13 protein-coding genes are annotated in these 13351 nt (G+C 44.2%); all 13 read left to right on the plus strand.

The genetic code is table 11. The annotated features are described in order from the left end of the window. The first annotated feature begins 23 nt into the window (after nt 1-23). Nucleotides 24-1007: a polysaccharide biosynthesis/export family protein gene (locus ACHUFQ_RS09055; protein ID WP_394174897.1), complete on the plus strand. Its 984-nt coding sequence runs from the start codon at nt 24-26 to the stop codon at nt 1005-1007. Continuing rightward, complete coding sequence (locus tag ACHUFQ_RS09060) at nt 994-1779, plus strand: ABC transporter permease (RefSeq protein WP_394174899.1); 786 nt, start codon at nt 994-996, stop codon at nt 1777-1779. Before ACHUFQ_RS09055 ends, ACHUFQ_RS09060 begins: the two co-directional genes overlap by 14 nt. After that, on the plus strand, nt 1776-2426 hold the full coding sequence (locus ACHUFQ_RS09065; RefSeq protein WP_394174901.1) for an ABC transporter ATP-binding protein: 651 nt from the start codon (nt 1776-1778) through the stop codon (nt 2424-2426). Before ACHUFQ_RS09060 ends, ACHUFQ_RS09065 begins: the two co-directional genes overlap by 4 nt. 3 nt (nt 2427-2429) lie before the next feature. Continuing rightward, complete coding sequence (locus ACHUFQ_RS09070; protein ID WP_394174902.1) at nt 2430-3851, plus strand: hypothetical protein; 1422 nt, start codon at nt 2430-2432, stop codon at nt 3849-3851. Between the two features lie 101 nt (nt 3852-3952). Then, nucleotides 3953-5104 (plus strand): hypothetical protein, encoded by a 1152-nt coding sequence (locus ACHUFQ_RS09075; protein WP_394174904.1) that lies wholly within the window; start codon nt 3953-3955, stop codon nt 5102-5104. Continuing rightward, on the plus strand, nt 5104-5883 hold the full coding sequence (locus tag ACHUFQ_RS09080; RefSeq protein WP_394174906.1) for a hypothetical protein: 780 nt from the start codon (nt 5104-5106) through the stop codon (nt 5881-5883). The genes ACHUFQ_RS09075 and ACHUFQ_RS09080 overlap by 1 nt, the downstream gene beginning before the upstream one ends. A gap of 11 nt (nt 5884-5894) precedes the next feature. Next, the gene (locus ACHUFQ_RS09085) at nt 5895-6917 is read left to right on the plus strand and encodes a glycosyltransferase family 2 protein (RefSeq protein WP_394174908.1); all 1023 of its coding nucleotides are present in this window, start codon (nt 5895-5897) and stop codon (nt 6915-6917) included. Continuing rightward, nucleotides 6917-8452 (plus strand): beta-1,6-N-acetylglucosaminyltransferase, encoded by a 1536-nt coding sequence (locus ACHUFQ_RS09090; RefSeq protein WP_394174909.1) that lies wholly within the window; start codon nt 6917-6919, stop codon nt 8450-8452. The genes ACHUFQ_RS09085 and ACHUFQ_RS09090 overlap by 1 nt, the downstream gene beginning before the upstream one ends. 10 nt (nt 8453-8462) lie before the next feature. After that, nucleotides 8463-9614, plus strand: coding sequence for a glycosyltransferase family 2 protein (locus ACHUFQ_RS09095; RefSeq protein WP_394174911.1), 1152 nt, complete (start codon nt 8463-8465; stop codon nt 9612-9614). Further along, the gene (locus tag ACHUFQ_RS09100) at nt 9607-10602 is read left to right on the plus strand and encodes a glycosyltransferase family 2 protein (protein ID WP_394174913.1); all 996 of its coding nucleotides are present in this window, start codon (nt 9607-9609) and stop codon (nt 10600-10602) included. The genes ACHUFQ_RS09095 and ACHUFQ_RS09100 overlap by 8 nt, the downstream gene beginning before the upstream one ends. Next, entirely contained in the window at nt 10595-11401 is an 807-nt protein-coding gene (locus ACHUFQ_RS09105; protein WP_394174915.1) for a glycosyltransferase family A protein, read from the plus strand. Before ACHUFQ_RS09100 ends, ACHUFQ_RS09105 begins: the two co-directional genes overlap by 8 nt. Nucleotides 11402-11539: 138 nt before the next feature. Beyond that, nucleotides 11540-12301 (plus strand): glycosyltransferase family 2 protein, encoded by a 762-nt coding sequence (locus ACHUFQ_RS09110; RefSeq protein WP_394174916.1) that lies wholly within the window; start codon nt 11540-11542, stop codon nt 12299-12301. Nucleotides 12302-12374: 73 nt separating this feature from the next. Beyond that, a complete protein-coding gene (locus ACHUFQ_RS09115) occupies nt 12375-13331 on the plus strand; it encodes a DHHA1 domain-containing protein (protein WP_394174917.1) in 957 nt (318 codons plus the stop codon). Nucleotides 13332-13351 lie beyond the last annotated feature (20 nt).

Here is a 13351-nt window from a genome sequence, read left to right on the forward strand (position 1 = left end):
TGTTCACGGTTTGTTGTTTTGTTATGGGTAACGTATCGGCACAGTCGACCACCCCTTTAGCTGCCGAATTAGACATTAAAGAAAACTATCGGAGTAATCGTTTTCGACCCTTAATGGAAAGCCTGGGCAACTCGGATAAGGGAATTATTCTGCCTTTTGGTTATTCATTGTTCGATAATCGCGGCGAACTTGAGTCAAATAGTGCAATTCAACCCGAGTATGTATTGCGTAATGGGGATGTGATCAGTGTCTGGATTTGGGGCGCGTTTGAATATCAACAACAACATAAAGTCGATTCCCGAGGCCAGATATTTTTGGAGCAACTTGGGCCCGTTAAAGTTGCGGGTGTTTCGGTTACCAACTTAAGTGACTACCTGCGCGATAAGTTAGCCAAGGTGTATCATCAAGGGGTCGAACTGTATGCAAACTTATATCAGGTTGCGCCCATTCCACTTCTGGTCAGTGGCGCAGTGAACGCCCCGGGTCAATACCTTGGTTCCAGCGGTGACGGTATTTTGTATTACCTGAGCAAAGCTCAGGGGATCGATATTCGTCAGGGAAGCTATCGACGTATTCAAGTGCGTCGTGCGGGTAAAACGGTGGCTAACATCGATTTGTATCCTTTCTTGCAAAGCGGAGAGTTGCCGAGTATCTCCTTGCAGGATTTTGATGTCATTTTTGTATCCCAATCTGGTGTTCGCGTGACGGCCATTTTACCCGGAAAAATCCCGCTAAGTTATGAATTGATCCAACAGCCGTATCAAGGTCAGGAATTATTGTCTTTGCTGACAGTACCTAAATATATTATCCAGGTAAAACTGGTTAGTGAAACTCCATCGGGTAACGTTGAACAAACCTATTCCCTTGAGGAGTTTAGAAGGCTGACCCTAAACGACGGAGATCGTGTATTTTTCACGGAAACCCTGAATCAGGGCTCACTGGGACGTCCACAAAAACGAAAAATAAGTAATGTATTACCTAAGGGTGAACGACATGGCCCAGGTTAAAACGAGACTGGCTTACCAGGTATGGCAAGATGTTGTCTTTGCCATTTTTATACGAGAGATCCGTAGTAAGTTTGACGATAAAGTTGGGATCAGCTGGGCCGTAATCCAACCCGTATCGTTCATATTTATCCTGTCTTTTATTCGCGGTCGCATGGATGGCGGTTTAACCCATACGATGCCTACCTTTATGTTTATGATGTATGGCATGTTGATGATTCAACTGTTTCTGTCTACGTTGTCATCCACGGCCAATTCTATACATCGCAACAAAGCCTTATTTTCCTTTCGTCAGGTTCAGCCCTTAAGCGCGGTGATGGCAAATGCCTTGTTTGAAATTTTGGTGAAGGTGGCCGTTATTTTCGTTCTTTGGTTAGCGGTATATTTCATGGGCATTGAAATGCGCTTAGATGACTCCCTGATGGTCTTATTGATGTTGTTTAACGTCTGGATGATTGCAACAAGTCTTGGCTTGATTATGGCGTTAGCCAAAGCATTCATCGTTGAAGTGGATAAGATTCGTAACCTGATCACCCGTCCCATGTTTTTTATCTCCGGGGTGTTTTTTAGCTTGCAGGATATCTCAGAGCAATACTGGCCATTTCTTAACTGGAATCCGTTGCTGCATAGTATTGAGTTGTCTCGCCAGGCCGCCTATGCAGGATATCAGGCACAGGGGGTATCGTTAACCTATGTAAATCTGACAACACTGACATTGATGTTTAGTGCTCTGGTTTTCTATCAACTCACTTGGCGCCAGGTGATTAGTCGATGATTAAATTAGATAGCGTTAGCAAATACTATCCATCAAAACTGGGTCGCCAGTATGTATTTAATGATCTGAATTTTACCATTCCCGGAGGGCATAATATTGCCTTGCTGGGGAAAAATGGCGCGGGTAAATCGACGCTGTTTCGACTTCTGGCTGGCAGTGAGTATCCAAATGAGGGGAAAATACGAACCTCTTATAATATTTCCTGGCCGGTGGCACTGGCGACTGGCGTGCATCCGAAAATGACTGGCCGGGAAAATACCCGTTTCATCGGCCGTGTTAATGGCGTCCAGGACTTAGAACTGTATGAAGAGAAGGTAAAGCAGTTTGCGGAATTAAAGCAAAAGTATGATTTACCGGTTCGGACCTATTCATCGGGGATGCGTTCCAGACTTGCGTTTGCGTGTTGTATTGCGATCGATTTTGATATTTATCTGATTGATGAGGCCATCTCTGTTGGTGACCCTAAATTTCGTAGAAAGACCAAAGATGCGCTGCTTCGAAAAAGTAAGACCTCGAACGTGATCATGGTCAGTCATGAATTGGACGATGTACGGTTGTTTTGTGACAGCGCCATTTTAATTCAGCAAGGTCAGCTAAGCTTTTATAATGACCTTGAACAAGCCATTGATATTTATGAGGCTAATTAAAAAATGAGCCAGACGGATATTGATAATCTCGAACAAAGATTTAACGCGCTGGAAAGTGCCTGGACACAAGAGCAGTGGCAGGATGCGGACTTTCTGCGTGAGGAAGCTCTGAAACTTGAAGAAACGGATTTAGAGTTGGCATACCGCATTATGCAACGCGCCCACAATCTTCGTCCTGTCGGTCCAGTGATCAAAAATAAATTACAGGAATATCGACAACTGCTGATGGAAGAAGAGTCGCCGATTTTAATTCTTTCCTCGGCTGATAATCAGGCTGAGGAAAGTCTGATTGATAACACAATAGAAAAACACCGGCAGCCTTGGCATCAGCGCCTCGTGTTTTGGCTGCGTCAGCCATTTACCTTGTTTGTGGTTTTGCCCTGGATTGTTATCGCTACCTACTTTTTATTGTGGGCCAGCCCTAGATTTGAAAGTCATGCTCAGGTGATTATTCGCAAACCGAATGCGCAGCTGGGCGACAATGCATCAGCACCATTGTTAGGCAATCGGGCAGGGACCGCCGCAGGAGATACCCAGCTGATTAGCGCATTTATCTTATCCCGGGATATGCTCAATCATTTACAAAGCGAACTGTCACTATTTGAGCACTATACATCGAACCAACGGGACGTGATTTCCCGCTTAAGTGGTGCTGCCAGTAATGATCAATTCCTGTCATATTATCAGCGGCATATCGTTGTCGATGTTGATGAAGCCTCGTCTGTGGTGAGCATTAAAAGTCAAGCCTATAGTGGTGCTTATGCACAGCAGCTAAATCAACAAATTATCGCCAAATCGGAAGATTACATTAACAGTATTGGTCAGTCTCTGGCACGTAAACGCTTAACCTTTATCGAAGCTGAGCATCGCTTGATTGAAGACCGACTACGTAAGGCGAAAACCGATTTATTGAGGTTTCAGCAAAAATACCGCTTGTTTGATCCGCAACAAGAGGCTCAGGCAGTTCAACAAATCGCTTTTAAACTTGAAGAAGTTCTGTCCGATAAGAAAACACAGCTGTTGGCGTTACGGGAGTACATGCAAGATTCATCACCTAAGATCCGTTCATTACAACGTGAAATTAATGCACTTGAAAAGCAATTGATGAGTGAAAAACAACGATTGATCTCCCAAAAAGGACAACAGGATATTTCCTTTGGAGAAGTCCTTGCACGTTACTCCGCTTTTCAAATCAAAGTAGATTTGGCGATGCAGGCCTATACGTCGTCTTTGGTGTCTTTAGAGCGCTCGAGAATCGAAGCGTATCGACAATTGCAATATATGGTGGTGGTCGAGAGTCCGACGTTGCCAGAGGATAATACATATCCAGATAAACTATACAGTTTATCACTGGCTGCGGTTGTACTTATCATATTGTTTGGTATAGGAAAAATTCTGATTGCGACAATCAGGGAACTGGCGTAGAGCTTTGAAGTAAGCGAATAACAAGATTTTTGCTAAGCTCATTATTATGGTGTGCCGATCGGGTATTACGGCTTAAATTCAAGGTTTGGTAAAGCTGCTCGATGATTAATACCTTATATATTCATGCGGGATCCCATAAAACAGGATCGACCTCAATTCAGAGGTTTCTTCGAATCAATCAGGATGCACTACGCGAGGATGGCATTGCCATACCAGGCTTGAAAGGCATTTTGAAACCGACGCCAGATCTAACCAATTATGGTTTGTATCCTCAGGCTTTTCATGCGCTTGCACGTGTGCGTCAACCCATCGCCATAATCTCCCGAGAAAACTTTTCCTGGGTGGATGACATCAACAAGTTGATGGCATTACGCGATGTTCTTTATAAACACGCCCATAAAGTCAAAATCATCTTTTACCTGCGTCGTCAGGATAGCCTGGCGATCTCGCAAAAGCAGGAAGGTACCAAGTGGTTTGATTGCTCGGTTGCTTATGGCCACGAGCCAACGGCGTTACCCAGTAAGCTGTCTGAAGTCGCGAGACGATATCTGGACTTTGAACAGAAAGTATCCATGTGGGCGAAAGTCTTCGCCAAAGACAACATCATTTTGAGGGTGTTTGAACCTCAACATCTGGTGGAATGTGACGTTGTTAAAGATTTCTGTTATGTACTGGGCTTACAGCCCGACTATTATCAGTTTCCTGAAAAAGCCAACGAGTCATTGGGGCGCATAAGTCAGCTATTTTTGCACCAGAGCCAACCCGCATTTGCCGATGGCAGTATCGCCAGGCACCGGCTGATTCGCGCGGTACGCGATTTTGATCGGCGCAATAACAATAATGATGACAAGCTGTTACCGGATAAGGATGAAGCGATAGCATTCTATCAACAATTTAAGGCAGCAAATGCTCGACTCAATCAGGATTATAAACTCACGGATTCTGAACATTTGTTTAACGAAGACTTTTCTCAATACCCGGAATTAGGCAACGGCCGTATGTTAACCCTGGGTGAGATAAACGAAATTTATGCGGATCTATTTGCCGATTTCAGCTTTGTTGATAGTGACGAGGATGGTCAATGGAAGCGCAAACAAAGTGCGCAGCTGCGAGACATTGCGCTGAGTTTACCGCCGCAATGTCTGAGTCAAAAAATACAATTGCTGACGTTGGCATTACAGCTTAATCCTAATGGCCAATATATACGTCAACAGCTAACTCAACTGACTGCTCAAACCATGGTGGAACAATAATGTTTTCAAATCTATTCAAGCCGAAGATTGTTCAATGCGATGATATCGAGCTGTTTGTGATTTTTGGAGCAATGCGCTCTGGCTCCAATTTGCTTCAGGAGAAGTTGAATTACTTTGACGATCTAATTTGTCTGGGGGAATTATATAACCCTTCTTTTGTCGGTGTCGATCGACCTCATATCAATAAATTCTCCTATGGCGGTTACGGCAGAAATGATCCCGACTCCCGTAAAAAAAGACAGCAGGACCCATTTTTACTGATTCAAAAAGTCCAGGAACAAGCCTTAAAAGAAGGCAAGATCCCGGGATTTCGCCTGTTTGATGGCCACAATAAAGATGTTCGCAGGGTGCTATTGAATAATCCCAGGGTTAGAAAAGTCTTATTGCAGAGAAATCTAGTTGATTCATTTATCTCGCTGGAGCTGGCCAGAGAGTCCGGGCAATGGGTAAAACGGGATGAAAAAGCGCCAAAAATCACCCAGGTACATTTTGATATTAATGAATTTGAGCAATACGTAAACAAAACTCAAAAGTACTTCGGTGCCATAAAGCAGCGTTTGGACGAAACTCGCCAAGCATACAAAGTCATCGACTACAATGATGTTCTCAATGATCAACAGGTCGAAGACATTGCCCATTTTGTCGGTTCCAAACAATCGATGCAAAAACAGCAAACCACCTTAAAGAAACAAAACAAAGGCAGTATCGAGGATAAGGTCATAAATTTTGATCAGGTTAAGGATTATCTGCACAGCTTTAATAAATCTGCACTCGGTTAACCGGAGAGCTTATGCACCCATTGCTAAATCAACTTCTGCGCCCCTGGCGAATGCTAAAGCATGGTACTCAGTTGGTTGTTTATGGCGCTAAAGCAACGTTTTTTGGGCGCCAGCTAACGTTATCTCAAGACAAGCTCCAACACATCAATGATGGAGACCTACTGCTGTTTGCAACGCTTCGTAATGAAGCGCATCGGATGGAGTATTTTCTCGAATATTACCGTAATCTCGGTATTAATCACTTCATTCTGGTTGATAATGGTTCGGATGATGGCTTTAGTTATTGGATTAAGGAGCATGAGGATGTGTCAGTCTTTTACACAACACATTCTTATAAAGCCTCCAACTTTGGCATGCATTGGCTTAATTATTTACTGCGCCACTATGGTTCGAACCATTGGTGTATGACATGCGATCCCGATGAATTTTTAGTGTTTCCCAAACAAGAAGATCTGAGCTTACAGCAGCTGTGTCAGTACCTCGAGCAAACGCATCGGCCCAGTTTTTATACCAATATGGTGGATATGTATGGCAAAGGGGCGTTACGAGAATGTATATACAAACCGGGAACCGACCCGCTGCTAAGTCATCCTTATTTTGATCGCAGCGGCTATTTTTACCATGAAAATAAACCCTATACCTCCATATGGGCGCAAGGGGGGGTTCGGCTCAGAACCTTGTTTAAGAACAATCCCGTGCAAGCACCTGCCTTGAACAAAACGCCGCTGATCAAGTGGAAATGGTATTATGCCTATATATCCTCGATGCATATGGCGATCCCACGTAAATTAAACAAAGGCTACCAACAAGGTCTTACAGGTGCCTTGCTGCACTTTAAATTTATTGCTGATTTTGAGGAAAAAATTATCGAAGAAATGGAACGCAAAGAGCACTATGGTGATTCGCTAGAGTACAAAAAATATCAGGATTTTTTGCAAAATTCGATGCACTTTGAACCTGGGGTATCGATCAAATATCAAGGATGGAAACAACTTCAGCAACTAGGCCTTATCGTTAATCAGGAGTTAAACTGATGCGTCTTGCCTATGCCATTCTCGCCCATGAACCATTCGAGCAAATTCGACCTCTATTACAATGCCTGACCGATAATGGCGATATCATTGCTTTGCATTATGATCTTGCCACCCAGCATCGGCACGATATAGAGCTTATCAAATGCCATTTTCCCAATGTCATTCTGGCATCCCAAGTCGCGGTTGAGTGGGGCGAGTCGTCAATCGTTATGGCGACGTTAAATTGTCTTAAGGCGTTGCTCCACCGCGATGAGCAAGCGGACTACGTTACCTTGCTAAGTGGAAGCTGTTTTCCCGTCAAATCGAGTACGCATCTGGCAAACTACCTTGCACAATCGCCTGGGTGTGAATACATTGAAGCCGTCAACGTTGAGCATCATCGCTGGATCACCGAGGGGATCCAGCAACAGAGGTGGGAATTGCCCCATTGGTGCAACTGGCGCAAACACCCAAAACTGTTTTCATGGTCGATAAAGTTGTTGACGCTGCTTGGCGTTAAACGAAAATTCCCCCTCGACTTCCCGGTGCATATGGGTTCACAGTGGTGGACCTTAAGTTGGTTGATGGTCACGAAAGTCGTTGCCCTGTGTGAGCAACAACCAAGATTGCTCAGTTTTTTAACAAAAACCTGGATCCCCGATGAGTTCTTTTTTCAGACCTTAGTCGCTTATTTAATCGATAACAAATCTCAGATAAAACCGCCGTTAATGAATTACCAGTTTAACTGCAAAGGTATTCCAAAAATTTTTTCGTTAAACGATATTCATCAGTTGCAGGCATTACCTGACAATAAATGCTTTACCCGGAAAATTCAAAGCAGGGATCTCAAATTTGTATCCTTACTCAGCGGTGTATACTTAAACAAGGCTCAGCTCCCGACGGAGGTCAATATCATCGACTATGGGAAAATACCTGATAATTTGCGTTGGTATAAACGCAGTTGCCTGTTTGATGAAGACTTGGATCAATTACCAGTCCCATGCTCGATCATAATCTGGCACAAAGGCAGTGAAAAAAGTACTAGCTTGCTCGCGGAAAAACTGACAGAGCATCTCGTTGAAACGGGGGTTTATGGTAATCTTTTTGCTCAGGAGCGAATTGATTATGGGTCACAGAAGCCGCTTGTCGGTTATCAACCTGATGATACGCGGCTGCGTGACTATGATAGGTTAGAGTTTATTCAGCAACTATGTCTGCAGCATCCCAAAGGCGTGGTCTTCTTTTATCAATTTTGTGCTGAAGATGAGCTGTTGAAAGTGCTCAGCAGTGCCCGTCAGGTACAGATGCTGGAAGTGTTTGATATGTCTGTTTGTCAGGCATCGCAATTGCATTTGCTGGCATTGGAGCAACAAGCCAGCTGGAAAAGCAACTCTGTACCGCAGTTCACGGTGGAAAATACCTCACGGATCTGCGCCTGCATATCTGCTCATCAGCAACGATCGCCGTTTCATCAGGCGTTAATGAATTCCTGCCATCCAGACAATCAACCGGCATATAATCTTCTCCTGGATGGAGAGCGCAATCAGTCTCCTTAAGGGGTAAGCCATGAATCGCTTTTTTACCCGGTTGTTAAGTTTCCTTTTTGCCCCTCGTGCCTTGTTTGAGCAGGTTTTTGCGTTGTATCTTGCGGCTCGTTTCGAAAAACAGCTGACCCTTAAGCAAGATAATCTCGATGCCATTAATAAAGATGACATTCTGTTATTTGCCACGCTCTATAATGAAGCGCATTTGCTCCCGCAATTTCTCGATCATTATCGCAAGCTGGGGGTGAATCACTTTATTTTCATTGATAATAATTCCACGGACCAAGGAGCTGCATTCGTCGCGATGGACTATGATGCCAGCGTTTTCCATACCCCTGACAGTTATAAAACTGCCAATTTTGGTATGCATTGGGTTAATGCCTTATTGCGGCGCTATGGCAGTAATCACTGGTGTCTAGTGTGTGATATCGATGAACATCTGATTTTTCACCATGAAACAGCCGCAGGCGAAACTATACAGGGGCATGATTCACCGTTAGGCAACCTTTGTCAGCGTCTGGAGCAACAGCAGCAGCAAGCGTTTTACACGATGATGTTGGACATGTATCCAAAACAAGATAATCAGCAACTCGCGGCTGACAAAGCAGAGGATAAGCTTACCTCTTTGCTTGATATTTGCCCTTATTTTGACAAGACAAATTACCAGTTCAACTACAACAAAAAATATTCATCACAAATGATACGTGGTGGTGTCAGGCAGCGACTGCTCTATCAGAAAACCCCTAATAAGGCACCAGCTTTACAGAAGATCCCTTTGGTTAAATGGCGTCCTTATTATGCCTACTTGTCTTCGATGCACACCATTAGCCCGCGTCGATTGAACACTTGTTATCGCCAACCTGAAACCGGCGCATTGTTGCACTTCAAATTTTCGCCCGGATATATAACCAAAGTCATTCAGGAACAAACCCGACGCCAACACTATGACAACTCCAGTGAGTATTCTCGTTATCAGCAACTGCTATCTACTTCTGCGTTTTACAATGAAGCGCTATCCGTTGCCTATCGCTCTCCGCAACAATTAATGACTCTGGGCTTTATTAAATGCCAGCAAGGCTCAGATGTTCCTACGGTCAATTATTTAAGTCGTGAAGATAGATTTGCTTCCTGTGCGGACAAGGATGGTAAAACTAAGGCGATGAAAAATGGTTGAGCCGCTAAATGCAATGTCAGCTAATGGCGGCGAATCGGTGGATAGGGCTGCTGCACTTAACGCAAAAGTACCCAAGGTCAGTGTGATCATGCCTGTCTATAATGCCGGTGCCTATTTATATGATTCGGTTTCCAGTATTTTGCAACAAACGTTTCAGGACTTCGAGTTACTGATCCTTGATGATGGCTCTACCGATAACAGTGCAGAAATATTACTGGAATTTGCTGCCAGTGATCCGCGAGTTCGGGTATTTCTCAGGGCTAACCATGGATTGATTGCATCGCTCAATTATCTAGTAAATAAAGCCCGCGCGAATTTGATTGCCAGAATGGACGCGGACGATATCAGCGTGCCGACTCGCATTGAGCGTCAGGTTCGATTTTTCAAAGGGCACCCGGATATTGCTATCCTTGGCACTGGATACGAGTATATTGATCGACAGGGAAATCGTTTGGGCGAACGCAAAACCCAGACAGAGCACGAAGATATCGTTGCGAGTTTTTTCTTTGGCAATGCCATTGCTCACCCGTCGGTTATGTTTCATCGAAACCGTTTACCCAAGGGCTGGCTCTATGATAACACTTTTGAAGGGGCGGAAGATCTCGCATTGTGGCTGGTATTAAGTGACGATGTAAAATTGGCAAATTTGCCAGAGCCCTTATTGCGATATCGAATCAGTGGACAGTCAGAATCCGATACTAAACATACCTTACAACAGCAAAATGCTTGTCGCGCCATTTATCTCAATACACATCTTTGTCGGCATAAAAATGGCGAATCAATTAGCCGGGCCATCTATAATCGCCGCGGCGGAATCGTTCAGTATCCGCGATTCTTATATGCCTGTATCCAGTTAATGATAAGCAATGCTACCTCAGGTAATGTTCCGGTATGGCCCTTATTCAAAAGAACCATGATGGCGCAATTAACATTTTTCAAACGCTCGTTGCGTCAGCTACCTAAATTAGAGGAAACGCCAGTTGAATAGGACGAACGCTAAGCCACCATTGATTACATTAGGATTTTCGACCATGACCGGGCGAATGTCGAGTCTTATCAGTATGCTTGAAGTGTTAGGTGAAACCCCTGGGGTCGAAATTCTTGTCGTGATCCAGGGGGAGGAAGAATCGTTTCCTGCTGCTTTGGATTTCGTCACCAGAATTTTTGATCCCATAACCGGGTTAAGCCACAGCCGAAACCTGGTAATTGAAAATAGCAGCGGTAATTACATCTGGTTTCTCGATGACGATGTGGTTATAACTCAACACAACCTCGACTGTCTGTTAAACGCCCTGGCAGCAGAGCCGCGTTCACAAGTGTACCGAGCGCAGATAGGCTGTATTGAAAATCGTGACAAATCTTATAAAACATACGCAACTAATAAAATCTTAAGTCGTTTGCAATTGCTTCAGGTCAGTTCAATCGAATTGATTGTAGAGCGCCAATTTATTCTCGAACACCACATTCGCTTTAATGAAAAACTCGGTCTGGGCACATCATTTCCTGCCACTGAGGAAGTGAATTTTTTGCTGGATATCGTCGAACTTGAAGGGCAGGTAATCAACCTTAATCATAGGCTTGTTTATCATACCTGTTGTGAACAAGGCAGATTGCTTGCCTGTGACGGTATTTTCACCGCTCGTGGTGCTACGGCTTCAAGATACGGGCCTCTGGGACCTCTGTTATTGTTGCGCTGGGGAGGGCGATATTTTCTCCGGTATCGGCAATTAAGTTATGTGAAGAGTCTTATCCAGGGCTATTATCAAGGGTATACAAGATTAACTTAGGCGGGTAAACATCGGATTTTTGATCTGGTTAAGAAGGGATGCCGCAACCATCAAGCCCGGATATGGAGGTATAGACGGGCAGACACATATTCGATTTATCTGTCATAGTGTTTAGCAAGAGTGATATAGCAGAGCAATATGACTGAGAAATTTGATAAAGTTTCGATTATAATGTCGACCTTCAATTCATTGGCGTATGTCGGTGAAGCGATAGAAAGTGTGCTGACGCAATCTTATCCAAATTGGGAATTACTGATAACCGACGACGCATCGACAGACAATACCTGGCAGCTACTGACTTTTTATGCTCAACGATATGATAATATTCATATTTTTCTCAATGAGCAGAACCTTGGAGCGGCCTTGTCACGAAATCGTGGTATTGACCAGTCAAGTGGCCGCTACCTGGCATTTCTTGATGCTGATGATAGTTGGCAAAAAGACAAGCTCATGGAGCAGGTCGCATTTATGCGTCGCCATCAAATTCCACTAACCTGTACGAGTTATCAAGTGGTGGATGAACAAGGCAACAATCTTGGATTGGTGGATCGATTACCGCGAGGAGAGATTGGTTATGATGACCTGTTGAAAAAGCGCGTGACATTTGGTTGCTCTACCGTGGTTGTGGATAAGAACAAAACCGGTTATTTTTTGATGCCGGATTTACGTACGGGTCAGGATTATGCGACTTGGTTGAACATTATCAAACGCGTCGGATACGCGTATCATTACCCGCAACCGTTAACAAATTACCGAATTACGCCGGGTTCCATTTCGCGTAATAAGCTGAACAAAGCACAGCGTCAATGGCAAATTTATCGCCAACAGGAGCAGCTTGGCATCATGCGTTCGATGATTTGTTTTATCCACTATGCCTACAGGGCGACGTTTCGCAGCTAGTCATTCCGGGTGAAGATGTAAAAAATTAAGGTGTTTACACCAAGATTCATGATATTTAAAGGGAATAAAAACAATGCATTATGATGTGTTCAATGGTGATGCCGACGGTATCCTGGCGTTATTACAATTGCGCCTGGCAGAGCCTAAAGACTCGACTCTAATCACGGGTGTTAAACGTGATATCTCACTGCTTAAACAAGTTGATCCAGCCAAAGCAACATCCGTAACGGTTCTGGATGTGTCCATGGAAAAGAATATCGATGCGCTACAACCATTGCTTGATAAGCAAATACCGGTGTTTTATGTGGATCATCATCGAGCGGGAGACATCCCCGAAAGCCCGTTTCTAAAAACTATGGTGAACACCTCGGCTGAGGTTTGTACCAGTTTACTGGTCAATGATCATTTGCAGGGCAAATATTACCTTTGGGCTATTGCAGCGGCCTTTGGTGATAACTTACAGGCAACGGCGCATCGCCATGCACAGCGACTCGGTTTGTCCTCAGCACTGACGAAACAGCTTGAACAGTTAGGTGTTTATATCAACTATAACGGTTATGGACGCAGCGTTGAAGATCTACATTTTCATCCTGCAGCCTTGTTTGAGGAACTGCTAAATTTTGCAAGCCCGGAGCCTTTATTTGCCAACCAAGGTTCGTTATTTTATCAACTGCAACAGGCATATAATGATGATATGGCTAAAGCGTCGTCGGCTGAAATATTATTTGATGTCGATCATTGTAAAGTGGTATGTCTTGAAGATGCGGCATGGTCGAGAAGGGTAAGTGGCGTTTTTGGCAATGATTTGGCAAATCAGATGCCGGATAAAGCGCACGCGGTGTTTACCCGAAATGTCGATGCCAGCTATACGGTTTCGGTGCGGGCTCCGCTGAGCAATAAACAAGGTGCCGATGAAATTTGTGTACAATTTCCAACGGGTGGTGGACGAGCAGGTGCCGCTGGTGTCAATGCTTTACCTGAATCTCAAGTTCAGCAGTTTATTCAGGTTTTTTCAGAATACTATAAATAATATCGAAAGAAGGAAGGGAA

This window comes from Thalassotalea litorea (genome assembly GCF_043642205.1).
Classification (GTDB): Bacteria; Pseudomonadota; Gammaproteobacteria; order Enterobacterales; family Alteromonadaceae; genus Thalassotalea_A; species Thalassotalea_A litorea.